The organism is Actinomadura geliboluensis (assembly GCF_043197915.1).
In the GTDB taxonomy this organism is placed as follows: Bacteria; Actinomycetota; Actinomycetes; order Streptosporangiales; family Streptosporangiaceae; genus Spirillospora; species Spirillospora geliboluensis.
Window position 1 is genome coordinate 475639 of record NZ_JBICUA010000007.1, and the last position, 24255, is coordinate 499893.

Here is a 24255-nt window from a genome sequence, read left to right on the forward strand (position 1 = left end):
ATTGTCAAGCAGATGCCGGGGAGCAGCCGATGAGTGGTCCGACGGTCGCCGTGATCGGTGCCGGCATCAGCGGGCTGACGATGAGCAAGATGCTGGAGGACTACGGGCTGGAGTACGCCACGTTCGAGTCCTCGGACCGCGTCGGCGGCAACTGGGCCTTCGGCAACCCCAACGGGCACAGCAGCGCCTACCGCTCGCTGCACATCGACACCTCGAAGCACCAGCTGTCCTTCAAGGACTTCCCGATGCCCGAGGAGTATCCCGACTTCCCGCACCACACCCAGATCAAGGACTACCTCGACGGCTACGCCGACGCGTTCGACATCCGGCGCCGGATCGAGTTCGAGAACGGCGTCGTGCACGCCGAGCGGCTCCCCGCCGGCGGCTGGCTGCTGGAGACCGAGCGCACCGGCGTACGCCGCTTCGACGTGCTCCTGGTGGCCAACGGCCACCACTGGGACCCGCGCTTCGCCGACAAGCCGGGAGAGTTCACCGGCCTGACGATGCACTCGCACGCCTACATCGACCCGCGGACGCCGTACGACCTGACGGGCAAGCGGATCCTGATCATCGGGCTGGGCAACAGCGCCGCCGACATCGCGGTCGAGCTCTCCAGCAGGACACTCGACAACGAGGTCGTCCTCTCGACGCGGTCCAGTGCGTGGATCGTGCCGAAGTACTTCGCCGGAACGCCGGCCGACAAGTTCTACAAGACCTCCCCGTACATCCCGTTCGCGTGGCAGCGCAAGTTCATGCAGGTGATGCAGCCGCTGACCGCCGGCCGCCCGACCGACTACGGCCTGCCCGAGCCCAACCACCAGTTCTTCGAGGCGCACCCGACGCAGTCGGTCGAGCTGCCGCTGCGGCTCGGCTCCGGCGACCTGCGGGCCAAGGGCGACATCGAGCGCTGGGACGGTCCCACCGTGCACTTCGCCGACGGCACCGCCGAGGACTTCGACGTCGTCATCCACGCGACCGGCTACAACATCACCTTCCCGTTCTTCGACCCCGACTTCCTCAGCGCGCCCGAGAACCACATCCGCCTCTACAAGCGCATCTTCAAGCCGGGCATGGACGACGTCGCGTTCATCGGGTTCGCCCAGGCGACGCCGACACTGTTCCCGTTCGTCGAGTGCCAGACCCGGCTGGTCGCGGCCTGGCTCGTCGGCCGCTACGCGCCGCCGCCGGTCGCCGAGATGGAGCGGGTGATCGACGAGGACCAGCAGAAGTACACCGCCCACATGGTGCAGCGGCCCCGGCACACCCAGCAGCTCGACTACTTCCTCTACGAGCACGACCTGCGCACCCGCGAGATCCCCGCGGGCATGGAGCGAGCTGGGCGGCAGGCGCGGCGTCCCGTGCGGGGGCGCCGGTGAGCGAGGAGCGCGCCTGGGCGCGGCTGGTCGACCGCCGCAGCGTCAACCGCGGCGACCAGCGCCGCTCGGCCCTGCTCCAGGCCCTCGACGACCTGCTGCGCGAGAAGACCCTCGACCAGGTCAACGTCGCGGAGATCTCGCGGCGGGCCGGCGTCACCCGCTCGGCGTTCTACTTCTACTTCGAGAGCAAGGCCACCGCGGTGCTCGCCCTGATGGCCGACCTGTACGACGCCGCGTCGGACGCGACCGACCTGCTGGTCAAGGCGGAGGGCGATCCCGGCGAGCGGATCCGGCAGGTCCTCGACTCGCTCTTCGACTCCGTCGACGCCTCGCCGCACACCTACCGCGCCCTGCTCGCGGCGAGGGCCGCGAACCCGCAGGTCCGGGAGGGCTGGGACGCGGGCCGCGCCGAATTCGCGGGCATGGTCGCGGAGATGATCGAGCGGGAGCGGGCCGCCGGGCACGCGACCGACGGCCCGGACGCGGCGGGCCTGGCCGCCGTACTCCTCGACCTGAACGACCACGCCCTCGAACGCCATGCGCTCAGCGGTGAGCCGCCGCGCGAGCAGCACGTCGACGCGCTCGCGCACGTCTGGATGACCAGCATCTACGGAGGCATCGCATGACCACCTTCGACTTCACCTCGGCCGGTGTGCGCTGCGCCGCCACGCATCACGCCGGTGCGGACGGCGCGCCCGTCGTCGTGCTCGGCCACGGTCTCGCCGGCACCCAGGACTCCGGCCTCCAGCCGTTCGCCGAGGCGTTCGCGGCGGCGGGCTTCCACGCCGTCACCTTCGACTACCGCGGCTTCGGCGCGAGCGACGCCGGCCACGGCGGTCCGCGCCAGTGCGTGTCCGTCGCCGGCCAGGTCGCCGACTGGCACGCCGCCGTCGAGGCCGCGAAGCGCCTTCCGGGCGTCGACGCCGAACGGGTCGTGCTCTGGGGCATCTCCCTCGCGGGCGGCCACGTCGTCTCCGTCGCCGCCGCGCGTGCCGACGTCGCGGCGGTCGTCTCCGCGGTGCCGCTCGTCGACGGGCTCGCCGCCGCCCGGCTCGCCGCGAAGCACCACCGCCCGGCCCAGTTGCTCACCTCCACCGGCCGCGGCATCGCTTCGGCCGTACGACGCAAGGCCGGCCGCGCGCCGACGATGATCCCGGTCGTGGCCCGTCCCGGGGAGCTCGGCGCGCTGACCCTGCCCGGCGCCTACGAGGACTACCTCGCGCTCGCGGGCCCGACCTGGCGCAACGAGATCGCCGCCGACGTCGTGATGGAGCTGGGCGGCCGGACGCCCGCCAAGGACGCGAAGTCGCTGCGGGTCCCGTGGCTGGTGCAGATCTGCGACTTCGACAGGAGCGCGCCGCCGTACGCCGCGGCGAAGGCGGCCTTCGCCGGCCGCGCGGAGGTGCGGCACTACCCCGGCGACCACTTCGACCTCTTCGCCGGCAAGCCCTTCCACGAGGCCGCCACCCGCCATGTCGTGGCGTTCCTGAACCGCTGCCTGGCCGTCCCCTCCGCCGCCGCCCCACCCACCGCGACCGCGTCGGAGCCGTCCGGCGTCTGACACCGTCCAGGCACTCCCCCTCCGGCATGCCGAGCGGAACGCGCCCTGCCTGAAGACGTTCTCGTCTGCCCGGTACGCGATAGTAAAGCAGTCTCGATGTCGGCTTGCGTTATACAGCACAAGCGGTTTTGGTCCGGCATTCCGCGGAGCCTCTGACCGGCCTCACCGAGGTGAGGTGACCAGTTCAGATCGAGATTAGCAACTATGATGTTCTTACGTTCTCTTTCGGTCTGCTCGGTATTCCAGTACGGCAGGCTCCGACATCGGTCCCCCGGTTTCCGGGGCCGGCTTTCGCGGTGTCTTCCGCGGCGAGGGCGCTGGGGCGGAAGAGCCATCGGGCCTTTGGTTCGATCAGCCAACTGGTGGCCCTGACGACCGGTGAGGTGCACAGCAGCGTGGCCACCACGCTGGCCGCGACCGCGCTGATCAGGACGCCGGGGAGTGTCTGTGCGAAGACGTTGCCGGTCACCCCGGCGTGAACAAGGGCCATGGTGGCGAACCCGTGCAGCAGGTAGGCGTACATGGTCCTTCTGCCGAAGACGGTGAACCAGGTGTGCCGGGCGGGGACGACCGTCAGCACGGCAGCGGCCAGAATGACGGCGAGGAGCAGCACGCCCAAGTGGATGAGGACTCCTGGGAAGAGACCGACGTTCAGCCATGCGTAGCCCCTGTCCCAGTAGGTCCAGTACTCGGGGACGTAGCGACCGCCGGTGTAGTAGAAGATGGCGCCACCCGCGAGGACGAGCGCACCGACGGCGGGCATTCCAGGTTTCTTCAGCATTTTGAGATGCTCGCGCCGCAACTGGACGCCCAGGACGAAGAAGGGGAGCAGGGCGAACAGGCGACGCAGTGTGAGTTCATGGGGCATCGCGTGGGTATAGGAGATGACACTGAGCGTCACGGCGATCGGCAAAGGCCACCGCACCTTGCGCCAGAATGGCACGGTCAGCCGCCAAATGATGACGGACATCAAGAACCACATCAGGTAGGTCGGCAACAGGAACTGCAGGCTGAAAGCGGCCTGGCCGGTGTACCACGCGAAGACGGAGTAGAGCGTCTCAAAAGTCAGGTACGGAAGGGCGAGATGGGTGACCAGGCCGTACACCTTGTCGTCGCTGAAGGTGAAGTTGCGCGCCAGATGGCCCATGATGACGATCAGCAGCGGCATCCGAAAGGTCTGCAGCAGCAGCACCGCGGGCTTCGTCGCCTCCGTGGGCGGGAACAGGGTAACGGTATGCCCGACGACGACCAGGACGACTGCTAGAAATCTGGCGTTGTCAAAGAACGGATCTCGAACCTTGCGGTTCTCGACGGTCTCACCAGCTTCCACGAACAGTCAGCCTCTTTCGTCCTGGTTGGCGTGAACGGCCAGGGCGATTCCGGGGGAATGGCTTCGCCCGCCGCCCCGGCCTGGGGGGTGCGGGATACGCGTGTTCACGCGCTCCCTAAAGTCGTGCGGATAGGGTGCGGATGCGATCACTCTGCTTGCGGGGGTTCGGATTTGCGCTTTCGCAGGACGTCATGCTCATGGCGCCGTCCACGGTCTGCCGTCCTTGCCGACGTATCGAAATCTCGACGGCAGCCTGATCGCGCAGGGTACCCGAAGTGAAGCAGCGGTCAGTTCGCGGAGCTCGCTGGTGCTTCACGGGCCGCTCACGGCGGTATGGCACGCCGTGGCCCAGACGGCAGGCGACTCTGGCATGCAGGACGTCGACGCGGCGTACACCGCCGACGAGGACCCCGACAACGCCGCCGCGTCCGCGCTGTCCGCGCTGGAGATCGCCAAGGCGACCGACTCCGCTCGTACTCATCAGGAGGTGGTGCGCTGTTCGGCATCGATCGCGGTCACTGAAGACGCACGAGTTGACCTCAACTGCAGTTGAGGTTCAACAATCGTCAGCCAGGGGCACTGCCCTTGCCGCTTGACCATCGGGAGGATGTTCGTGGGCACGGATACCGGCTTTTACTCGATCATCGACTACACCGTCGATGGGTTCGACACGCAAAGGGAACTCGTGGCGGCCTTCGCCGAGATTCAGGAGCGGTGGGTGCGCTTCTATCCCGGCTACAGGTCGGCCCGCTTCCACGTGAGCACCGACGGGACGCGTGTATACAACATCGTGCACTGGGCCAGTGAGAGCGACTACCGCAACTTCGTGGATACCTCCGACACCGAAGGCCGGATGGCCGCCATCAGCAAGGCCCTAAAGGCCCTGTCCGGCAAGGCAGAAGCGCGCATGAGCGGTATTCCCACCTACACGGTCGTCCGAGAGATCGGGCCAGGACCACAGCGCCTGGACTCCTGAGCGGAGCGGAGTTCATCAGTTGGCGCGCCCTCGCCGGACCAAGCAGGGCGCGGTTGGGACAGGGGGCACAGCCTCACCCCCAAGCCGCCGATCAGATCGAAGGATCCATGAAAGTCGAAATTTATGCCGATGTGCTGTGCCCGTGGTGCTATATCGGCAAGAGACGCTTGACCGCAGCACTGGAGAGCATCGCCGACCGCTCCAGCGTGGAGATCGCCTGGCGCAGCTACGAACTGGCCCCCGAGGAGGGCCGGGACCCCGGCCCCACGGCCGCCGAGGCCATGGCCGGATGGTGGGGCGCTCAGGCGCCGGATCGGATAGCCCGGATCCAGGCTCTGGGCGCTGCCGAGGGGCTGGAGCTCAACCTGCATCTGGCCCGGCCGGTGAACACCTTCGACGCCCACCGACTCTGCCGTCTGGCCGCCGGCCGAGGCTGGGCCGACCAGATGATGGAGCGCCTGCTCAGCGCCTATCACTCCGAAGGACTGAACGTGGCCGACCCTCAGGTCCTTCAGCGCTTGGGCGAGGAGGTCGGTCTGGACGCCGCCCTGGTGCGCTCCGTTCTCGCCGGTGACGACTACGCAGAACAGGTGCGAGCCGACCGGCGTCGCGCGGCCGAGCACGGTGTCACCAGCGTCCCTTCACTGGTGATCGGCGGCAGGCCACCGGTCCCAGGGGTCCAGCCCGCCACCGAGCTGCGCCGACTTCTGGAGCGCGGCCTCACCGACTGACGAGGACCTGTCGCCACCGTTCACGACATCTCGTCGCATCCACTGACGACTGACGACGATTCCGCGCTCAGCGCCCACCGAAAGTGCACGATCGGTCGAACGAGATCGGGGACGCCGTTCGGCCCCCTCTTCATCCCGCAGAGTAAGGGGCCAGTCGCCCGCAACCTGACGCTACGACCTCCCCGCCGCTGTCCAGTCCTTGCGCGCGGCCGAGTTCGCGAGCGTCAGGCGGAAGCTCCTCCGGATGCCCCGCTGCCCGAAGTCGCTGATGCGCGCCAGAGCCTGGCGGCCGGAGCAGTCGGTGCCCGCCGGCGCCCAGTCGACCAGCGCCGAGGTGACTTTGGCGCAGCTGGACCAGCCGGGCCCGACCGTCGGCGAGATCGAGGAGGCCGAACGCGAGTCGCTGCGTTACGAGTGAATCCGGTCCGCCGCCGCGGCCGCCGAGGGGTGTCGGCCGAGACCTCGCCGTTGGGACCGCACCCTCGTGCTGCCAGCTCTCCTGGCGCAAGGACGGCCGTGCACTTCCGTGGTCGGCACATGTGTGATCTGGGTTACTGCCGTTCATGTTCGGCGGGGACGTCTCGTCTCTGTTGGTAAGCGATGAACGGAGACGCCATGAGAGTCCTGATCGCCGGAGCGTCCGGCGCGATCGGCAGCCGGCTCGTCCCCCGGCTCGTGGAGGCCGGGCACGAGGTCGTCGGCACGACCCGCTCACCGGCCAAGACCGGCATGCTGCACGCGTTGGGCGCCGAGCCGGTCGTCATCGACGCACTCGACCCCGACGCGGTGGCCGACATGGTGGCCAAGGCCGAGCCCGAGGTGATCGTCCATCAGCTCACCGCGCTGGGCGGAGAGACGAGCATGCGGAATGTGAAACGGATGGCGGCCGCCACCAACCGGCTGCGCACCGAGGGCACCGACCACCTGCTGTCCGCGGCGCGCGCGGTGGGCGTCCGGACGTTCGTGGCGCAGAGCAACGCCATGTGGATGGAACGCACCGGCGGACCGGTCGCCGACGAGAGCGGCCGGATCGAGCCGAACCCGCCCGCGGACGCCGCGCCGGCCGTGGCCGCGCTGCGCCATCTGGAGGACGCGGTCACCGGCATCACCTGGGCCGATGGCATCGTGCTTCGCTACGGTGCCTTCTATGGACCCGGGACCGGACTCAGCGCCGCGCCGGACGCGGTCATGACCCGGCAGATCCGCAAGCGGCAGTTCCCGATCGTCGGCGGCGGCGGAGGGGTGTGGTCATTGGTGCACATCGCCGACGCCGCGTCCGCCACCGTCGCGGCCATCGAACGCGGCAGGCCCGGGATCTACCACGTCGCCGACGACGACCCGGTACCGCTGCGCGAATGGCTGCCCCACCTCGCCCGGACGCTCGGCGCCGGACCGCCGCGCCGCGTGCCGGCCTGGCTGGTCCGGCCGCTGGCCGGCGCGGGCGCGGTGGACATGATGACCCGGGCCCGCGGGATCTCCACCGAGAAGACCAAGCGCGAGCTGGGCTGGGAGCCGCGGTACCCGAGCTGGCGCACCGGTTTCACCGACGGATTGGGCTGACCCGGCATGTCCACTTCGCAGTTGTACGGCGAACTGCGGCCGCGGGCCTTCGCCATCGCCTACCAGATGCTCGGCAGCGTCGGCGAAGCCGAGGACGTGGTGCAGGAGGCGTTCCTGCGGCTGCACCAGACCCAGCGGGGAGGCGAGGCGATCGCCTCGCCGCGCGCCTACATCGCCACCTTGGTCACCCGGCTGGCCATCGACCAGCTGCGCTCGGCACGGGCGCGGCGGGAGGCGTATGTCGGCGAGTGGCTGCCGGAACCGCTGGCCGGCGATCCGTCACCGGGCGAGCATGCCGAGACCGCCGACTCGCTGTCGCTGGCCGTCCTGGTGCTGCTGGAGACCCTGACGCCGCAGCAGCGGGCCGCGTTCCTGCTGCGCGAGGTGTTCCAGTACCCGTATCCGGAGGTCGCCGAGATCATCGGCACGGACGTGGACACCACGCGGCACCTGGTCGCGCGGGCCCGCAAACACCTCCAGCAGCGCCGACCGCGCTACCACGCCACCCGACGGCAGCAGCAGCAACTGGCCGGACGCTTCTTCGCCGCCGTCCAACAGGGCGACCTGCACGCGCTCGAGAAGCTCCTGGCGCAGGACGTGGCGATGCACGGCGACGGCGGCGGCAGAGTGCCCGCGCTGGGGCGGCCGCTCAACGGCCGGCAGCCGGTGGCACGCGTCCTGGCGGCGATGGCGCCCCTGCTCGCGCGGGCCGGCGGCGTGCGCTTCGACCTCACCAAGGTCAACGGGCAGCCGGGCGCTCTGGTATTCGACGCGCGCGACCTGCTGGTCGCGGTGATGGGGCTGGACATCGCCGACGGCCACATCCAGACGATCCACTCCGTCGTCAACCCCGACAAGCTGCGGCACTTCGGCCGGGTCGGCAACCTCGGCGACCTGGTCCGGGCCGGCCCCAACCCCGCCAGCGACGCCTGAACCACCCGGCCCCACCGGGCCATCCGCAACCGCCGGAGCGACCTAAAGGCGGCAGCACGCAACCATGAGCGACGGCCTGGCGCACGCGCGCCCGGAAAACGCCGCCCACCCCGATCACCTCGGACGCGACCCGACGGAGCCATGCGGCTCCGGCCAGGGGCCGACAACCGAGAAACCTCCCTTTCCAGACTCCGAGCACGGTCACGACGACCGCGCTCAAATCTCCATTGGAGACATCCCCCATAAACCTCGCACTGTGGATCGGCGCCGGACTTCTGGCCGTGGTGGCCCTGGCCGGCGGCATCATCAAGGCGTCCACGCCCCGGGAGAAGCCGGCCGCCTCCCCCGGCGGCGAATGGACCCGGGACGCCGGCGCCGGCTTCGTCAAGGCCTCGGCACCCTGGAGATCCTGGCCGGCCTGAGCCTGCCGGCCGTGGTCGATATCGCACCGGTTCTGGTGCCGGTGACCGCCCTGTGCTGGATCCTGCTGATGGTCGGCGCGATGATCGTCCACAGCCGCCGCAGCGAGTTCCGGTTCGCCGCACTGAACCTGATCTATCTCGCACTCGCGGCGTTCATCGCCTGGGGCCGCCTCGGTCCCGAGTCCTTCACCGGCTGACCACCTGCAACCGCGCTTCGCACGTGAAATTCGCTGACGCGGATGCAGACGCAGATGGGCTAGGGACATGAGTGCGAGAAGCAGGATGACGGTCGCCGTCCGGAGGTCCCCTCCCCTACTGATCCCCATCCACTACGACACCTTGCGGCGCTGTCATCCGATCCGAGCAAGCAGGAAGCTGCCATCCCGAAAGACTTCGACAGGGATCGCGAAATCGAACGCCATTTCTATGAAGTTGCCCAGGAGCCGTGAGGGCCGGGCTGACCGGGTCCGGCGCCATGTGCCGCGCAGGGGGCAGCAGTTCCCAGTCCGCCACCGCAGGGCTCACCAAGGCACCCAGTCGAAGCGGAAGCCAGCGCTGCCAGTTCCAGCTGCAGATGCCAGTTCCCATGACTCCGCTCCACCGCCAGCCGGGGGGCATCTGCCATCCACCGCCCCGCCCGAACCGGATCCTCACTCCCACACCGGCGATATACGCCACCGGGCCTTCGACCACTTCCGATCCGACCATCGTGCGCTTCACCGGAACACCCCGGGCGAGACAACACCACCTCGTCCAAGCCAGAGGTCACCAACGACACCCGCTACGTCCACTCCTGAACGACAGCCCTGAACCTCGCGTCGCATAAACCGGGACGGCCTCAGGGCAAAACGGCGGCTACCGCTCCGAGCCCGCACAGTTGCGCACCTGGTCGCCGTACTCGCTGCCTGCCCCTGGCGTCCCGGCGACAGCCCCACCCGTGGTCCCGATCAACTCTTTCGGCCACGTCCCCAGGCGTGCGGTCCGTGGTCAGCCGTGATCTGTTCCCGTCCTCTCCCGTCGCGAGGACCTCGAAGTTCATGCCGGTTGTGGGGCCGGAATCGGCGGGCCGTTCCAAGGGACGTCCCGCCGGGATGTCCAGCGCCGCCGGAGAGGCCTGAGGGGACGACTCGGCGGCCCGACAGCCGCCAGACGGGTCGATGGGGCCGTTGACCGGAAATGAGAACGCGTTACAGTTTCTGTCATGAACGCAGTCACTTGGGACGCGCCCGACGGTGACCACCCTGCGCGCCGGGCGGTACGCGCGGCGATGGCCGCGGCCGCCGGCGGGCGCAAGCAGGAGTGGCTCGCGCTGTTCGGCCCGGACGCCGTCATCGAGGACCCCGTCGGCCCCTCGATGCTCGATCCCGAAGGCAAGGGGCACCGGGGGCAGGACGGGATCGAGCGGTTCTGGGACGAGAACATCGCCCGGGTGCGCAAGTTCCGCTTCCGGGTGAGCAACTCGTTCGCCAACGGCCCCGCCTGCGCCAACGTCGTCACCATCACCGCGACGCTGGACGGCGGGACCACCATGACGATCGACTGCCTGACCGTCTACACGGTCGATGACGACGGCCTGATCACCTCGTTCCGCGCCCACTGGGAACCGGATCGAGTGATGGCCACTTTGACCTCGCCATAGGGCTCGGGGGCAATCGGCATCGGGCCGTACGCGCTTCCCCAGGACCGCTGTGGCTCCCCTCACTGGCGGTCGTACTGGACAACGCCGAGCCGACGGTCGTGCTCGCGGTCACGCTCACGACAAATCTTCGCCCCGCGCCCCGCAGGCAACAAGTGCACCTTTCGGCCGCTGCACTGAATGACCGCCCACCCTGAACCGCCCCTTGGTCCGACCACAGCGGCCGAGGCGGCGTCCACAACGAGGCGGTGTGTGGAAGCCGCCGCCCCAAGACACGCTCTCAACTGAATTGTGAGCAGGCGGGGGGCGCACGTGCCTTTCTGTCACGCCAAGTGCCGTAGCGATCCTTGACCACGACGGTTTGTCGCCCTGGCCGCGGAGGCGGCTTTGCGGCCGACGCCGTCGAGGATTGCCACAGTGGTCCAGCCGATGCCTGAAGCCGCGCTGGTTCCGAACGAGACGTTCTGAATTCACCGCGCGCCGGGCGTCACCGACGCCAAGCCGTTGCGGGTGCTGGGGTGCGGGCGGCGGCCGGCGGTAGGAACTCAGCGGTGATCCCAACGGGCCCGGTTCCGAACTTCACACCTGGCTCCCCACTGCGAGCAGGAACTCCGGATCACGATCTTCGCCGGTTCCGGGACCGCGCAGGAGATCGCCGGCACGCTTCGCGCCCGGCGGGATCAGGCGCTCAGCGCAGGTCCGGGAGCCTTGCGAGCTTGTCCGGGTTGCGGATGAGGTCGATCGCGGTGATCCGGCCGGTGTCGACCGTGAACGCCATGACCGACAGGCCGCCGTCGGCGTCCCGGATCACCAGCCCCGGGGCGCCGTTGACCGTGATGGGCAGGATGTCCAGTGGGGGCACGGCGCGGGCACGGGCCAGCATCATGGGGGCCACCCGCGCCGCCGACCGTTCGACGTGCTGGAGTGTGGCGACCTTGCCGCCGCCGTCGCCGCGCAGCACGACGTCCGGGTCGAGCAGCGCGACGAGGCCCGGCAGATCGCCGGTCTGGCAGGCGGCCGTGAACGCCTCGACCAGTTTGCGCTGCTCGGCTTCTGTGGCCGGGGTCCGTGGCCGGCCGTCCTCGACCTGCCGGCGTGCCCGCGAGGCGAGCCGGCGCACCGCCGCCGGCGAGCGGCCGACCACCTCGGCGATCTCGAGGAAGGGGAGGCCGAAGACGTCGTGCAGCACCAACGCGGTGCGCTCGGCGGGGGTGAGCCGCTCCAGGACGACCAGCAGCGCCATGCTCACCGACTCGTCCAGCGTGATGCGGTCGGCCGGGTCGTGGGAGCGGGCCTCGACCAGCGGCTCGGGCAGCCACGTGCCGACGTACTGCTCGCGGCGTGCCCGCGCGCTGGTCAGGGCGTCGAGCGCCAGCCGGCTGACGGTGGTCGTCAACCAGGCGTCGAGGTTCCGGACGACCCCCGGATCGGCGAGCCCGCGCAGCCGCAGCCACGCCTCCTGCACGCAGTCCTCGGCCTCGGCCAGCGAGCCCGTCATCGTGTACGCCACGCGCAGCAGGCGCGGCCGGTTGGCCTCGAAGGACCGCGCCAGCGACTCTTCGTCGTCCCACACGTCCTGCTCTGTCGTCCCCATGCGGTGTTGACGAGGCAGCCGGTCGGGATGTGACACGGCCCCCGGGGCGGCGAGCGTCCCGGGGGCCGGTGTCGGGCGTCGGTGTCACACCTGGGAGGGCTGCGTCGTCAAGCCACGGAATCCCAGTCCGATCCGTGGACGCTCGACACCTTCTAGGGAAAGAGATCATGACGCTTACCGAACTGAACCGAGAACCGACACCCCGATCACCGTCGCGGCAAGGGGTGTTCGTCCGCATCGCGGGCTTCGTCCACCGCCGCAGGTGGCTCGCCCTGTTCCTGTGGGTGGCGATCTTGGGCGGCGTCTGGGCCGTCGCGTCGGTCGCGGGCGACGACTACCGCAACGACTTCTCCCTCCCCGGCACCGAGTCGCAGCAGGCCGCCGACCTGCTGGCCGAGCACGGCGCCGCGCGCGCCGCCGACACCGTCGAGATCGTCCTGCACCACGACGGCGGCCTGCGCGAACCCGCCGTCCAGCGACGCGTGACCGCCATGCTGGACGAGGTCACCGGGCTGCCCAAGGTCGGCCAGGTTCGCAGCCTGTACGACGGCGAGGGCACCATCGCCGGGGACGGCACGATCGGCTACGCCACGGTGGTGCTGGAAGTCCCGTCGGAGGACATGCCCAAAGCCGACACCCAGCGCATCCTCGACACCGCCCAGAAGGCCGCGGGCGGCGGGCTCCAGGTCGAGCTGGGAGGCGACGCGGCCCGGCTGCTGGCCGAGGGCGGAACCGGCGCCGCGGAGGGCGCGGGCCTGCTGGCCGCGCTGGTCATCCTGGTCATGATGTTCGGCACGGTCATCGCCGCCGGGCTGCCCATCATCATCGCCCTGTTCGCCGTCGGGTCCACCGTCGGCGTCATCGTCGTGGCGTCGCACGCCTTCACGATCGCCGGCTGGACCCCGCCGGTGATGATCCTGGTCGGCCTCGGCGTCGGCATCGACTACGCGCTGCTGATCTTCGCCCGCTACCGCGCCGAACTGGTGCGCGGCGAGACGCCGGAGCAGGCCACCGTGAACGCGATGGACGCCGCGGGCCGTTCGGTGTTCTTCGCCGGCTGCACCGTCATCTTGGCGCTGCTCGGCCTCGTCGCCCTCGGCCTCGGCTCGATCCAGGGCATGGCGCTGTCGGTCGCACTGACCGTGCTGGTGACCATGCTCGCCGCCCTGACCCTCCTGCCCGCGCTACTCGGCATCTTCGGCCGCCGCTTCGCCCGCCAGTTCACCCGGCGCGCCAAGCGGCGCCAAGCCAAGGGCCGGGCCGCCGAGGGCACCGCGTGGCGGCGGCTCGCGGCCGTGGTGCAGCGACGACCGCTGGCCGCCCTGCTGACGGCGGCGGTCATCCTCGGCGCGCTCGCCGTGCCGGCTCTGGGCATGCGGCTCGGCTTCTCGGACGCGGGCAGCGACGCGCGCGGCGCCACCAGCCGGGAGGCCTACGACCTGCTCTCCCAGGGCTTCGGCCCCGGATTCAACGGCCCGCTGCTGGTCGTGACCGACGGCGGGACGGGCAGCGCCGAACAGGCCGCCGCGGAGGCGACCCGGGCGCTGAACGGTGTTCCCGCGGTCCAGGCCGCCGCGGCCCCGATACCCACACCGGACGGCAAGGCCGCCACCGTCCTGGTCTTCCCGACCTCCGCCCCGCAGGACGAGAAGACCTCCCAGCTCGTCGGCACCTTGCGCGACGACGTCCTGCCGAAACTGTCCGCGCGGAACGGCGCGCAGTATCTGGTCGGCGGGGCCACGGCCGCGTCCGAGGACTACGCCGCCAAGGTCGCCGACCGGATGCCGCTGTTCATGACCATCGTCGTCGGCCTCTCGGTGCTCCTGCTGATGGCGGTGTTCCGCTCGGTGCTCATCCCGCTGAAGGCCGCGCTGCTGAACCTGCTCAGCATCGGCGCCGCGCTCGGCGCGATGAAGTTGGTGTACCAGGACGGCCTGTTCGGCGTCGAGGGCGGGCCGATCGAGGCGTTCCTGCCCGTAATGATCTTCGCGATCGTCTTCGGGCTCTCCATGGACTACGAGATCTTCCTGATCTCCCGGATCCACGAGGAGTGGACGCGCTCCCCCGGCGACCCGTCCCGCGCCGTCCGAGAGGGACTGGCCCACACCGGCTCAGTGATCACAGCCGCGGGCTCGATCATGATCATGATCTTCGCCGCCTTCATGCTCAGCCCGGAACGAATGCTGCAGCAGGCCGGCTTCGGCATGGCGGTGGCGATCTTCGTGGACGCCGTCATCATCCGCTGCCTGATCGTCCCGGCGGCGATGGAGCTGATGGGCCGCCGCGCCTGGTGGCTGCCCGCACCGCTGGCCCGGCTGCTGCCGAAGGTGGAACTGGAACGGCACTGAGCGCGCACACCATCATGGATGAGACCTGTGCATGAGCCATCAATGACAACAGAGATGGTCTGTCGATGAACGTGCTCTTGTGGATCATGCAAGCGATCTCGCCCATGCTCGCCCTATCCGGCCTGGAGAAAGCCTCCCAGCCGAATGCCAAGCTGGTCGGCAGATATCCGTGGTCGCAGGCAATCCCCCGGCGATCGTGCGGTTCATCGGGGTGATGGAACTGCTCGGCGCCATCGGGCTGATTGCGCCCGGCCGCCACCGGGATCGTCCCCACCCTGACACCAACCGCCGGAACCGGACTGGCGGTCCTGACGGCTCTGGTGGCGGCCATGCACCCGCATCGCAAAGAACCGTCCGCCGCAACGTGTTCCGGCCTATCCCCAGCTTCCGGGCGATCGCCCGGATCGGCATCTGCTCCGACCGGTGCGGCCTACGGGCCTCCGCCCAGTCCTCCACACTCAGCACCCCTTCGCTGCAACGAAACTGGGGACCTCAGCCACGGCATAGTTGATGGCCCCGGCCGGTGGTTTCGCTGCTCGGGTGCTGGGAGGGTGTTCAACTGCGGGGTACGGATGTCGGGTGAGCGCTGCGCCCATCAGTCCGCGAGGTACATCCTGACGTGATCGAGCGCCATGTCGAGCGCGACCTCCATGGGCGTGACGTCATGGGCGGTCTGGGCCAGCAGGTAGCCGCCTTGCAGCGCCGCCATCAGCCCGATCGCGAGCCTTCGGGGGTCCGCGTCGGCAGTGAGAGTCCCGGCGTCCTGCATGCGGCGCAAACCGGCCTCGATGAGGTTCTCCCACTCCTCGAAGGTCTCGGCGAGGGCCGCGCGGGCGACCTCGTCCTGGTCGGAGACCTCTCCGGCGATCGAACCGATGACGCAGCCGTACGCGCCCTTCTTCAGGGCGTTGCGCTGGACGATCGCGTCCCTCCACCGGACCAGCCCGTTGAACGACCTGAGCCGCTGCAGCGCGGCGTGCTCGCGCTCCAGGATCTCTTCCGAACGGAGCAGAACCACGGCGCGGACCAGCTGCTCCTTGTCCGCGAAGTGGTTGTAGAGCTGGGACTTGCTCGTGCCGCTCGCCGCGCGGACATCGTCCAGAGTGGTCGAACTGACCCCCCGCACGTACATGAGCTCGGCCGCGGCCTCGATGATGCGGCGCCTCGTCGCCGCGCCGCGGGGTGTCAGCCTCGGCCCCTGTTCGGCACTCTCCGCCCTGGTCACGAAGGCAAGGCTACCGGGCCATCCCCGGTCGACTTGGGCAAGCGGGGCATGGGACGTTCACAGGCGGTCGACGGAAACGGCATACCCCAGAGCCGAGTTCTCACGGTGGCGGCGCCAACGTGGGCGACTTGCCGCTACTGGACGCCGCCACAGGGGCCGCGGCCGATTCGCCCGCTCCTACGGGCCGGGACACGCGCGCCAGGTCAGCCACCCCGCCCTGACATCGCCGACGTGATCTTGGCGTTGAATGGCGAGGGTGAGGGCATGACTGTCCGCCGTCCACGAGTCCTCAGGGGCGAACGCGAATGATCGTCCTCCCCTTGCGTCGTCCGGTCGGGTTCAAGGCGGCGACGGCATCGTCGAAGGACGCGACGTCGCCGATGTTCGTACGCAGTCGTCCGTCGCGTACCCGCTGCACTATCTCGCCCAGCTGGGCGCGATCGGACTCGACGACGAAGTCGATCGCCAAGCCTTCGGCGGGCCGCGCCTCGGGCGGTCCGACGACGGTGACCAGCGTTCCTCCCGATCGGATCAGGCCGGCGGACCTCCTCTGGACGTCGCCGCCGATGACGTCGAAAACGAGATCGACTTCGCCGACGTCTTCGAGGGCGTCGTTCTCGAGGTCGACGAACTCGTGCGCGCCGAAGTCGAGGGCCTTCTGACGGTCGGCGGAGCGTCCGGTGCCGATGACGTGGCCGCCGGCCTCCCGCGCGAGTTGCGTCACCATCGTCCCGACCGCCCCGGCCGCGCCGTGCGCCAGGACGCTCTGCCCCGCTTTCAGGCGGCCGTGGTCGAACAGCCCCTGCCACGCGGTCAGGCCCGAGATCGGCAGGCTCGCGCCCACCGTGAAATCGACGTCCCCCGGGAGGGGCGCGAGGTTGCGCGCCTCGACGGCCGTGTACTCGGCGAGGGTTCCGTCGCGATGCCAGTCGGTGAGGCCGAACACTCGCTGCCCAACGGTGACCCCCGTCGTGCCGTAACCGAGGGCGGTGACCACTCCGGCCAGTTCGTGGCCGGGGATCGACGGTGTCCGGTCACGGTCGCGTCGGTCGGTCCAGGTCGAAGGCCAGTCCAACTCAGTCGGGACGAAGCCCGACGCGTGAACCCGGACGATGACGTCGTTGATCGCCGCCGGGGGCTCGGGCCGCTCCGCCGGCGTCATCCCGGCGGTTCCCGCAGCCTCGTCCGTCACCACGATCGCTCTCATCGGACGTCCCCTCTCGATCCAGTCCTTACATGCATGACATCTCGTTTCGTCAGCGGTGGTCTCCTCGCGGGTGTGGGACCTCCGCAGCCCGCCAGCGGCGGTTGGTCCATATCGGACTTGGTCGCCGATGGCGGAACGCAGCCGGACGCCCCCGAACCTAGCCATCATGGAACTGGTCGGTCAAGTCCACTTTCGAAGGCCCAACGCAAGCTTGATCCGAGCAGACTCCGGACTTGCCGCGCGAAACACCTGATGAATGGGCCGGGCCCCTTGCTGTGCCTCGATGGCACGCGCGACACCTGCTATGGGTATTGAGCTGCGTGTTTGTCGTGCTCTCTAGGTGCAGTACGGCCACGTCCGGGCAGTGTGACCTGATCCCGAGGGAGCTGTCGACGTCGGGATGCCTCTGCTTGGCCTTGACGCGGTCCGGCTTTGACTAGGACTAGATAGTCCACTCATCCGCCGAACGGCGAAGGCAGGGCCCGAACCTGGCCGGGACGGTCCGGCGCCTCTCGGCTCCAGGGCGCAATCGCTCATCGACCACCAGATGGCCGAACTCCTGCACTCCGGGCGGCGCGCGATCTCAGCCTCCCTTGACTGGAGAACGACACCCTCGCCGCCTCGTCGGAGCTTGCCGCGCTGGCGCGAAACGCTGGGCGAGGAGCGTCCAGGAGGCATCTGCTGGACTTCGAGGTGCTAGATTGGACTACATCGTCCAGACAGTTGGGGAGGCCGTGGCGCGCATACGCACCACCCGTGCCTGGCGGTGGACAAGGCTGCTCGACTGATCTACCTGTGGTTATGGCCATCAGGCTAGAAGGAGTCGCCAGGTCCACCCCTGGCAGGACTCGACGGCGATCGAAACATCACTTAGGACTATCAAGTCCACCTCCACGGGAATACGGCCGGGCCGTGGAGCGTCTGTACATGTGCGTCCAGGTGCGCTTCACCTGGTTCCCCAGCTCCACGCCGCAAGGCCGGGAAGGGAGAGCTGTGCCCAGGCAGACCCAGTACCGCAAGAACCCGGAGGCCGTTTCGCGGCTCGATCCGGAGCAGTACCGCGTGACTCAGCAGGACGGCACCGAGCGCCCGTTCGCGAACGCCTACTGGGACAACCACGAGCCCGGCATCTACGTCGACGTCGTGTCCGGCGAGCCGCTGTTCGCGTCCGCCGACAAGTACGACAGCAACACCGGCTGGCCGAGCTTCACGAAGCCGATCTCCACGGCGAACGTCGTCGAGCGCGAGGACTCCAGCCACGGGATGATCCGGACGGAGGCCCGCTCGCTGCACGGGGACAGCCACCTGGGCCACGTCTTCCCCGACGGCCCCGCCGACAGGGGCGGCCTGCGCTACTGCATCAACTCCGCATCGCTGCGGTTCATCCACCTCGACGACTTGGAGAAGGAGGGGTACGGCGAGTACCGCACGCTCTTCACGAGCGACACCAACGACAAGTAGGGGAGACGACATGACCACGGAGAAGGCGATCCTCGCCGGCGGCTGCTTCTGGGGCATGGAGGAGCTGTTCCGCCACCAGCCCGGCGTCGTGGCCACGCGCGTCGGCTACAGCGGCGGCGACGTCCCGAACGCGACCTACCGCAACCATGGCACCCACGCGGAGTCCATCGAGGTCGTCTACGACCCCGAGGAGACCGACTTCCGGGCGCTGCTCGAGTTCTTCTTCCAGGTCCACGACCCCTCGACGAAGAACCGCCAGGGAAACGACGTCGGCACGAGCTACCGCTCAGCGATCTTCTACACCGGCGACGAGCAGAAGCGCGTCGCCGAGGAAACGATCGTGGACGTCGACGCCTCGGGTCTGTGGCCCGGCAAGGTCGTCACCGAGGTCGTCCCGGCGGGCGACTTCTGGGAGGCCGAGCCCGAGCACCAGAACTACCTGCAGAGGTATCCCAACGGCTACACCTGCCACTTCCCCCGCCCCGGATGGAAGCTCCCGAAGCGGGCGACGGCCTGACAGCCCCGGACCCGCGGACCGCGTGCCCGCGGGTCCGGCCCAGGCTTCCGTGAGGAGACAGCGGTTTGGATCACGTCTGACGGGCCGATGCTCAGGCCCTGCGAGGTGCCTGCGGAGAAGGTTCTGCGGTTTCTTCGTTCGGCGGCGGCAGCGTTCTCCGCTTGAGCGGGGACGTCACGGCCGGAGCCGCCGCCCGACCCGCACCCGCACCCGCACCCGCACCCGCACCCGCGAGAGGACTTGTGCGGACGGGTGGGCCGCCGCTCCAGTCCGGTGGAACGGCGACGGGTTGGTCTTCTGGGTCCCGGACCATCGCTCGCCCGCCGGATGGCGATTCCCGCGGCGGCACGGGTTGACGGGGAGGGACCCTCACCGCAGCGCCGCCACCAGGGCGTCGCTCGGTGAGCACCACACCTGCCGCGCCTCGGAGAAGCCCTGGGCGCGGAGGGCGTCCAGGTGCCAGGCGACCGTTGTGGGTTTGTCCGGTCCCGAGTGCCCGCGGGCGGGGTCGCGGGGGTCACCCAACAGTTCGAACCGTTGCCGCGCCTTCGCGCCGAGCACCGGGTCGTCGGCCGCCACGCCCCACCAGGCCGCCCAGTCCAGCGCTCCGGCCTCGGCCGCCCGCTGCCGACGCTCCTCCTCACCCGCGCGCAACGCGGCGTTCAACTGCGGCGCGGACGCGTCCACCATGTGGTCGGCGTTGAGGAAGACCCCGCCCGCTCGCACCAGCTTGGCCAGTCCCTCGTACAGGGCGCGGAGCGGCTCGGCGTCCAGCCAGTGCAGTGCCGTGGCGGTCACGACGGCGTCGTACTCGCGGTGCGGCAGGGCCTCCGTCCAGCCCGGCGCGGTGATGTCGGCGGTGACGAACTCCACGCGCTCGTCACCGGCGAAGTGCCCTTCGGCGATCGCGAGCAGGACCGGGTCGATGTCCACGCCGGTGCTGCGGGCGCCGGGAAGGCGGCGCAGCAGCCGGTCGGTGATGCTGCCGGTCCCGCACGCCAGATCCAGGACCACGGGCTCGGGCCCCGCCACCGCCTCGACGACGTCCAGCATGACGCGGAACCGCTCCTCGCGGTCCGGCATGTAGAACTCCTGCTGCCGGTCCCAGCTGTGCTGCCATCCCCGCCAGTCCGTCACCGTGCTCCCCAAGGCCGTCCCTTATTGCGAACAGTTCGCATCTAAGGACATCGCGTCGGCCACGGCAAATCAGACGTCGGACGACGCCACCCGCAGGGGCGTGCGCGCAGGCAGCGGCAGCCCTTGGAGTGCTTGAGCGTCGCCGCCCCCACACGACGGCGGACGTGTGCGGGCAAGAGGGGCGAGCTTCTTCGCCGGGTCGAGCCGGTTCGCCGCGTCCCGAGCGGTGCCGGCCCACATCAGGGCTCCCGGTCGCACTCGCAGATCTCGGACGGATCGCGACGTCCGATCGAGGCTGGGCCGGGAAACGCCCGGCCCCTGACCTGCTCGCCATTCGCCGACCGCTCGTGGCCCGGTGGCCGGATACAACTGATCGTTGGTCATCTTGTCGGCGGACGTCGTTGGCCCGACGGGCGGAAGCGATCAGGATGAGTCGTCATGACGGACACTTCCCTCCATGATCAGCTGGGCACGCTGACCGCCAAGGGCCTGCGGTGCGAGACGCCGACGCGCGAGGAGGCGCTGGCGGTTCTGCGTTCCGCCGATGAGGACGTTCTCGACGTGGTGGCGGCGGCCTCGAAGGTGCGGCGCCGTTTCTTCGGCATGCGGGCCAAGCTCAACCACCTGGTCAATATGAAGAGCGGTCTCTGCCCTGAGGACTGCACGTACTGCTCCCAGCGGCTCGGCTCGACTTCGGAGATCCTCGCCCTCGTCCGCTAAGAGGTCGTAACAGAATTAGCGGACGAGGCGTCGCCAGCAGATGATGGCTGCGGCGAGGGTCATGAGCGCTTCGTGGACGTGGTCGCGGATCTCCCAGCGGATGCGTAAGCGGCGGAACCAGTGCAGCGGCCCGATGGTGCGTTCGACGGCGTAGCGGTGGATGCCCAGCCCCGATCCGTGGGGCTGCCGCGGCGGGCCTGAGCGCGCGGACGGCGAGCTGTCGATCACCGCCCTGGACCAGTCCAGCTTCCCGGCGGCGTGCAGTTCCTCCAGCAGCAGCCGGTGCAACCTGTCTCATACCCCGGCCCGATGCCACTCGGCCAGGCGACGCCGGCACGTCATGCCCGACCCGAACCCCAGCTCCCGCGGCAGGAACTCCCACGGGATCCCGGTATGCAGCACCAACAAGATCCCGCACAACACCTCGCGGTCGTCCAACCGCTTACGCCCGGGATGACGCCGACGACGCTCTGCCCTGGGCAGCAGCGGGTCGATGCGCTCCCAGAGGCTGTCGGGCACGATCCACGGGGGTCGCTCACCCTTACGCACCCGCCCACACCACACCCGCCCACACCACACCGGATGCGGTTGGGCGGCGGACCGCCGGCGTCCCGGCCCCCAGTCGGGTCGAGATCCGGCCTGCCCCTCCGTAGGGATCTGACCGATGGCGATCCGCCGCCGTGGCGTTTCCTTACGAGTAGTCGTTCTCCTTCAGGAAGGTTCGGACGGTTTCGTTGAACTCGTAGGGGTTCTCGATCATCGGGTAGTGGCCCGTTCCTTCGAGGACGGCCATCGTGCTGCCGGGGATGCGGCTCTGGGTGGCTTCGACCTGCTCCTGATAGACGAGCCAGTCGGCTTCGCCGCGGAGGAGGAGGACGGGTGCGGTGATGCCGCCGACTTCGTCTCGCTTGTCGAAGCCCGCGTAGCCGATGAGGTCTCCGGCCATGACCTCGGGGACGTTGCGGCGGATCTGCCAGACGGCCTCCCGCGCCCGGTCGTCGGGCGTGCGAGGACCCGTGAGGGACTCGCAGAAGGTCTCGACTATCTGCTGACCGTTGCTGAGCAGCATCTCCAGGAGAAAACCGGACATGGTGGGCGTGTAGTCCGCTCCGCAGGAGGAGATGACGGCGGCGTAGGCGTCCGGTCGCCGGGTGGCGAGTTCGAGGACGAGGTTGCCGCCCATGGAGCAGCCGATGATGGCGGGCCTCTCCAGCCCGAGGGCCCCCATGAATGCCTCGTTGAACTCGGCGTGGCTGGTCAGGCTCTGGAAGGGGCCGTCCGGTGGCATGTCCGTCTTCACGTGGCCCGGCGCGTCGAGCGCGATGACGCGGTACTGATCGGAGAGTCCCTCCAAGACGTAGCGGTACATGAGCGTGTCCTGGCAGGCCGCGTGGAAGCAGACGATGGCCGGTCCGTGGCCGGCCTCCTCGTAGTAGGTGCGGATGCCGTTGACGGTGATGTAGCGGCCGACGATCGTTTCGCCCGAGGGGCGCGGGTCCGGGGACGGCGCCGGCCGGGGTGCGGGCTCCTTGCCGACGTGGGACATCGCCTTGAGCAGCAGGTGGACGACGCGGATGTTGTCCATGGCCAGGACCGCGTCCCCGAGGATTTCGAGCTGGCCGAGGCCGGGCGTGGTGGCCTTCATGAAATCGGACTCGCCGCTGATGATGCGGTCCCACTCCTCACGGGGAGCCCTGAAGACGATGTCGGCGCCGCGCGGGGAGGCGCCGTCGGCGATGTCGGCGACGCGGCCGCCGGCGATGTCGAAGTTGACCGTGCCGGTGCCGTATTCGATCTGGACGCGGCCCCGGAAGTACTTCGCGGCGGCGTTGAGGCGGCCATCGGCGTTCGCCTCCTTCGCGAACGCGTCCCACCAACTCGCGGTCATGGTCTCGGACATTGCACTGAACTCCCGTGTTCTCTCGTCTGTTCGCGTCATGGCAGTCGTTCGCTCGGGCGGCGCCGAGCGGGTACTTCGATCGCCTCCAGGTGGATCCCGAAGACGTCCTCGAAGTCGAAGTAGGCGAATCCGCCGTCCCCGTCGAGGCCGTAGCCGGACCCGGATTGGATGCAGGGGCGGCCGGAAGCCTCGAATTCCTGTACGGCATCGGTGATCGACGGCACGAAGAAGCCGAGGTGGTGGAGGCCGTAGCCGTGCCGTTCGGTCCAGTCGTGATAGATGCTCGGGCCCTCCAATGGCTGGATGAGTTCGATCTGCGGTCCGGTTCCGAGCAGGGCGAGCCGCATGGAGAATGTGCCGGGGCACCCGCGGTACGCGAGGTTCTGAACGAGGGTGGCGTCGTAGGTGTAGACCAGCCAGTCGGCGTCGCGGTACAGCGCACTCCAGTACTTCATGGCGGTATCCAGGTCCTCCACGAGGAACGCGACTTGGTCGACCTGGCCGACGCCGATCGCCTTGCCGAGGGTGACGCCCAGGGCGCCGGGATCGTCGATACTCAAAGGTTTGCCCCTTCTGATCGCGCGGGTTGCTCGCCGGATGCTCTCGTCATCGACGCTGTTGGCCGAGCAGCCGCCGGCTCGTGGTGCTGAGGGCGACCGCGGCCAGGAGCACCGAGCCTTGCACCAGGTACAGGGCATAGGACTGCGCGCCGAGGATGGCCAGGCCGTTGCCGGCGATGCTGACGATGAGAACTCCGACGAAGGTGCCGAGGATGTGGAACTGACCGTCGCGGATGACCGATGCGCCAAGGAACGCGGCGGCGAAGGCGCTCAGCAGGAAGCCGTCGCCCGCGGTGACCATTCCGCTGCCGATCCTGGCGGAGAGCAGTACGCCCGAGAGTGCCGCGCACACGGCCACGCCCACGAACGCGGCGACGGTGACTCGCCCGACCTCGACGCCGGCCAGGCGGGCCGCGACGGGGTTGGATCCGGTCGCCTGCAGGTGATGTCCCAGCAGCGTCCGGTTGAGGATCACCCAGAGGACCACCAGGACGCCGATCATGATGAGGACGGGGATCGGGATTCCTCCGGGCCGCCCTCGGGCCAGGTCGGTGAAAGCACCGGCTTCCAGCGTGATCGGCGCGCCGTTGCTGTAGGCGAAGTTGACGCCGAGGAGGACGGTCGAGGTACCGAGGGTTGCGACGATCGCGTTGATCCGCAGGTGGGCGACCAGGAGACCGTTGACTGCCCCGACCAGGACCGCGGCGAGAAGCACGCTGCCGATGGCGGCGGGCACGGGCAGCCCGTTCCGTTCCATCAGGCCGACGCAGAGGATGCCCGAGAAGCTGATGACGTTGGCGAAACTGAGGTCGAACTGGCCGGCGACGAGGACGTAGGTGAGTCCCCCGGCAACGATCGCCAGCAGCGCGCTCTCGTTGAGCACGTTGATCAGGTTGCGGTCGCTGAGGAACTGCGCCGGCCGGGCGATGCCGAAACCGACGATCATGGCCGCGAGGACGATCACGGTCCCATGGCGGGCGAGGAAGGCCAGGACTCCTCGTCCCAGGTCGGACGTGGTTCGCGCCGGCGCGATGGTGGTGGTCATGGGTGCTTCCTGGGGT

Annotated in this window: 22 protein-coding genes and 2 pseudogenes; 15 read left to right on the top strand and 9 right to left on the bottom strand. The window is 69.3% G+C overall.

Annotated elements, in window-relative coordinates:
• Window positions 1-29: 29 nt before the first annotated feature.
• Genes ACGFI1_RS24605 through ACGFI1_RS24615 form a run of 3 tightly spaced genes read left to right on the top strand, consistent with a single transcriptional unit; the run spans window position 30 to window position 2937 of the window.
• Window positions 30-1376, top strand: coding sequence for a flavin-containing monooxygenase (locus ACGFI1_RS24605; protein WP_392788196.1), 1347 nt, complete (start codon window positions 30-32; stop codon window positions 1374-1376).
• Window positions 1373-2002, top strand: coding sequence for a TetR/AcrR family transcriptional regulator (locus tag ACGFI1_RS24610; protein WP_386873032.1), 630 nt, complete (start codon window positions 1373-1375; stop codon window positions 2000-2002). Before ACGFI1_RS24605 ends, ACGFI1_RS24610 begins: the two co-directional genes overlap by 4 nt.
• Window positions 1999-2937: an alpha/beta fold hydrolase gene (locus tag ACGFI1_RS24615; protein ID WP_392788199.1), complete on the top strand. Its 939-nt coding sequence runs from the start codon at window positions 1999-2001 to the stop codon at window positions 2935-2937. Before ACGFI1_RS24610 ends, ACGFI1_RS24615 begins: the two co-directional genes overlap by 4 nt.
• Window positions 2938-3139: 202 nt before the next feature.
• Here ACGFI1_RS24615 and ACGFI1_RS24620 read toward each other — a convergent pair whose 3' ends face one another.
• A complete protein-coding gene (locus ACGFI1_RS24620; RefSeq protein ID WP_392788201.1) occupies window positions 3140-4267 on the bottom strand; it encodes an acyltransferase family protein in 1128 nt (375 codons plus the stop codon).
• A gap of 370 nt (window positions 4268-4637) precedes the next feature.
• Here ACGFI1_RS24620 and ACGFI1_RS24625 point away from each other — a divergent pair, with 370 nt between their 5' ends.
• The 8 genes from ACGFI1_RS24625 to ACGFI1_RS24660 all read left to right on the top strand — a co-directional run bounded on the left by ACGFI1_RS24625 (window position 4638) and on the right by ACGFI1_RS24660 (window position 10528).
• Window positions 4638-4820: a hypothetical protein gene (locus ACGFI1_RS24625; RefSeq protein ID WP_392788204.1), complete on the top strand. Its 183-nt coding sequence runs from the start codon at window positions 4638-4640 to the stop codon at window positions 4818-4820.
• Between the two features lie 54 nt (window positions 4821-4874).
• Complete coding sequence (locus ACGFI1_RS24630; protein WP_387076879.1) at window positions 4875-5243, top strand: antibiotic biosynthesis monooxygenase; 369 nt, start codon at window positions 4875-4877, stop codon at window positions 5241-5243.
• A 107-nt stretch (window positions 5244-5350) separates the two neighbouring features.
• Window positions 5351-5974 carry a DsbA family oxidoreductase gene (locus ACGFI1_RS24635; RefSeq protein ID WP_392788209.1) on the top strand — a complete coding sequence of 208 codons (624 nt, stop codon included), beginning with the start codon at window positions 5351-5353 and terminating at the stop codon, window positions 5972-5974.
• Between the two features lie 244 nt (window positions 5975-6218).
• Entirely contained in the window at window positions 6219-6392 is a 174-nt protein-coding gene (locus ACGFI1_RS24640) for a hypothetical protein (protein ID WP_392788212.1), read from the top strand.
• 197 nt (window positions 6393-6589) lie between these two features.
• On the top strand, window positions 6590-7534 hold the full coding sequence (locus tag ACGFI1_RS24645) for an NAD-dependent epimerase/dehydratase family protein (RefSeq protein WP_392788214.1): 945 nt from the start codon (window positions 6590-6592) through the stop codon (window positions 7532-7534).
• Window positions 7535-7540: 6 nt separating this feature from the next.
• On the top strand, window positions 7541-8467 hold the full coding sequence (locus ACGFI1_RS24650) for an RNA polymerase sigma-70 factor (protein ID WP_392788216.1): 927 nt from the start codon (window positions 7541-7543) through the stop codon (window positions 8465-8467).
• A gap of 355 nt (window positions 8468-8822) precedes the next feature.
• Window positions 8823-9086, top strand: coding sequence for a DoxX family protein (locus ACGFI1_RS24655; RefSeq protein ID WP_392788219.1), 264 nt, complete (start codon window positions 8823-8825; stop codon window positions 9084-9086).
• A gap of 1004 nt (window positions 9087-10090) precedes the next feature.
• Entirely contained in the window at window positions 10091-10528 is a 438-nt protein-coding gene (locus tag ACGFI1_RS24660) for a nuclear transport factor 2 family protein (protein WP_392788222.1), read from the top strand.
• A 685-nt stretch (window positions 10529-11213) separates the two neighbouring features.
• On the opposite strand, the gene sigJ is transcribed toward ACGFI1_RS24660, so the two are convergent.
• Entirely contained in the window at window positions 11214-12119 is a 906-nt protein-coding gene (gene sigJ, locus ACGFI1_RS24665; RefSeq protein ID WP_386873014.1) for an RNA polymerase sigma factor SigJ, read from the bottom strand.
• A 167-nt stretch (window positions 12120-12286) separates the two neighbouring features.
• Here sigJ and ACGFI1_RS24670 point away from each other — a divergent pair, with 167 nt between their 5' ends.
• Window positions 12287-14467 (top strand): MMPL family transporter, encoded by a 2181-nt coding sequence (locus ACGFI1_RS24670; RefSeq protein ID WP_392788225.1) that lies wholly within the window; start codon window positions 12287-12289, stop codon window positions 14465-14467.
• A 595-nt stretch (window positions 14468-15062) separates the two neighbouring features.
• Here the strand turns inward: ACGFI1_RS24670 and ACGFI1_RS24675 are convergent.
• Both ACGFI1_RS24675 and ACGFI1_RS24680 read right to left on the bottom strand, forming a co-directional pair.
• Window positions 15063-15692, bottom strand: coding sequence for a TetR/AcrR family transcriptional regulator (locus tag ACGFI1_RS24675; RefSeq protein WP_386873010.1), 630 nt, complete (start codon window positions 15690-15692; stop codon window positions 15063-15065).
• A gap of 289 nt (window positions 15693-15981) precedes the next feature.
• Window positions 15982-16899, bottom strand: a complete 918-nt coding sequence (locus ACGFI1_RS24680) for an NADP-dependent oxidoreductase (protein ID WP_392788227.1) — start codon at window positions 16897-16899, stop codon at window positions 15982-15984.
• A 993-nt stretch (window positions 16900-17892) separates the two neighbouring features.
• Between ACGFI1_RS24680 and msrB the strand changes: the two genes are divergently transcribed.
• Window positions 17893-18360, top strand: a complete 468-nt coding sequence (msrB, locus tag ACGFI1_RS24685) for a peptide-methionine (R)-S-oxide reductase MsrB (RefSeq protein ID WP_387076886.1) — start codon at window positions 17893-17895, stop codon at window positions 18358-18360.
• A gap of 10 nt (window positions 18361-18370) precedes the next feature.
• A complete protein-coding gene (gene msrA, locus ACGFI1_RS24690; protein ID WP_392788231.1) occupies window positions 18371-18877 on the top strand; it encodes a peptide-methionine (S)-S-oxide reductase MsrA in 507 nt (168 codons plus the stop codon).
• Between the two features lie 369 nt (window positions 18878-19246).
• On the opposite strand, the gene ACGFI1_RS24695 is transcribed toward msrA, so the two are convergent.
• Window positions 19247-20014 (bottom strand): class I SAM-dependent methyltransferase, encoded by a 768-nt coding sequence (locus ACGFI1_RS24695; RefSeq protein ID WP_392788234.1) that lies wholly within the window; start codon window positions 20012-20014, stop codon window positions 19247-19249.
• 438 nt (window positions 20015-20452) lie between these two features.
• Between ACGFI1_RS24695 and ACGFI1_RS24700 the strand changes: the two are divergent.
• A pseudogene (locus ACGFI1_RS24700) lies at window positions 20453-20719 on the top strand (biotin synthase BioB); the annotation flags it as partial.
• Window positions 20720-20749: 30 nt separating this feature from the next.
• On the opposite strand, the pseudogene ACGFI1_RS24705 reads toward ACGFI1_RS24700, so the two are convergent.
• The 4 genes and pseudogenes from ACGFI1_RS24705 to ACGFI1_RS24720 all read right to left on the bottom strand — a co-directional run bounded on the left by ACGFI1_RS24705 (window position 20750) and on the right by ACGFI1_RS24720 (window position 24239).
• Window positions 20750-21256, bottom strand: a pseudogene (locus ACGFI1_RS24705) (transposase).
• Window positions 21257-21425: 169 nt separating this feature from the next.
• Window positions 21426-22634: an alpha/beta fold hydrolase gene (locus ACGFI1_RS24710; protein ID WP_392788237.1), complete on the bottom strand. Its 1209-nt coding sequence runs from the start codon at window positions 22632-22634 to the stop codon at window positions 21426-21428.
• Window positions 22635-22669: 35 nt separating this feature from the next.
• Complete coding sequence (locus ACGFI1_RS24715; protein WP_392788239.1) at window positions 22670-23194, bottom strand: VOC family protein; 525 nt, start codon at window positions 23192-23194, stop codon at window positions 22670-22672.
• Between the two features lie 46 nt (window positions 23195-23240).
• The gene (locus ACGFI1_RS24720) at window positions 23241-24239 is read right to left on the bottom strand and encodes an ABC transporter permease (RefSeq protein WP_392788241.1); all 999 of its coding nucleotides are present in this window, start codon (window positions 24237-24239) and stop codon (window positions 23241-23243) included.
• Window positions 24240-24255 lie beyond the last annotated feature (16 nt).

Excerpts from the sequence above, each read along its gene's own strand:
- ACGFI1_RS24605 (WP_392788196.1), top strand. The coding sequence starts at position 30 with ATGAGTGGTCCGACGGTCGCCGTGATCGGTGCCGGCATCAGCGGGCTG.
- ACGFI1_RS24615 (WP_392788199.1), top strand. The coding sequence starts at position 1,999 with ATGACCACCTTCGACTTCACCTCGGCCGGTGTGCGCTGCGCCGCCACG.
- ACGFI1_RS24625 (WP_392788204.1), top strand. The coding sequence starts at position 4,638 with ATGCAGGACGTCGACGCGGCGTACACCGCCGACGAGGACCCCGACAAC.
- ACGFI1_RS24630 (WP_387076879.1), top strand. The coding sequence starts at position 4,875 with ATGTTCGTGGGCACGGATACCGGCTTTTACTCGATCATCGACTACACC.
- ACGFI1_RS24635 (WP_392788209.1), top strand. The coding sequence starts at position 5,351 with ATGAAAGTCGAAATTTATGCCGATGTGCTGTGCCCGTGGTGCTATATC.
- ACGFI1_RS24640 (WP_392788212.1), top strand. The coding sequence starts at position 6,219 with ATGCCCCGCTGCCCGAAGTCGCTGATGCGCGCCAGAGCCTGGCGGCCG.
- ACGFI1_RS24645 (WP_392788214.1), top strand. The coding sequence starts at position 6,590 with ATGAGAGTCCTGATCGCCGGAGCGTCCGGCGCGATCGGCAGCCGGCTC.
- ACGFI1_RS24650 (WP_392788216.1), top strand. The coding sequence starts at position 7,541 with ATGTCCACTTCGCAGTTGTACGGCGAACTGCGGCCGCGGGCCTTCGCC.
- ACGFI1_RS24655 (WP_392788219.1), top strand. The coding sequence starts at position 8,823 with ATGGACCCGGGACGCCGGCGCCGGCTTCGTCAAGGCCTCGGCACCCTG.
- ACGFI1_RS24660 (WP_392788222.1), top strand. The coding sequence starts at position 10,091 with ATGAACGCAGTCACTTGGGACGCGCCCGACGGTGACCACCCTGCGCGC.
- sigJ (WP_386873014.1), bottom strand. The coding sequence starts at position 12,119 with ATGGGGACGACAGAGCAGGACGTGTGGGACGACGAAGAGTCGCTGGCG.
- ACGFI1_RS24670 (WP_392788225.1), top strand. The coding sequence starts at position 12,287 with ATGACGCTTACCGAACTGAACCGAGAACCGACACCCCGATCACCGTCG.
- ACGFI1_RS24680 (WP_392788227.1), bottom strand. The coding sequence starts at position 16,899 with ATGAGAGCGATCGTGGTGACGGACGAGGCTGCGGGAACCGCCGGGATG.
- msrA (WP_392788231.1), top strand. The coding sequence starts at position 18,371 with ATGACCACGGAGAAGGCGATCCTCGCCGGCGGCTGCTTCTGGGGCATG.
- ACGFI1_RS24710 (WP_392788237.1), bottom strand. The coding sequence starts at position 22,634 with ATGTCCGAGACCATGACCGCGAGTTGGTGGGACGCGTTCGCGAAGGAG.
- ACGFI1_RS24720 (WP_392788241.1), bottom strand. The coding sequence starts at position 24,239 with ATGACCACCACCATCGCGCCGGCGCGAACCACGTCCGACCTGGGACGA.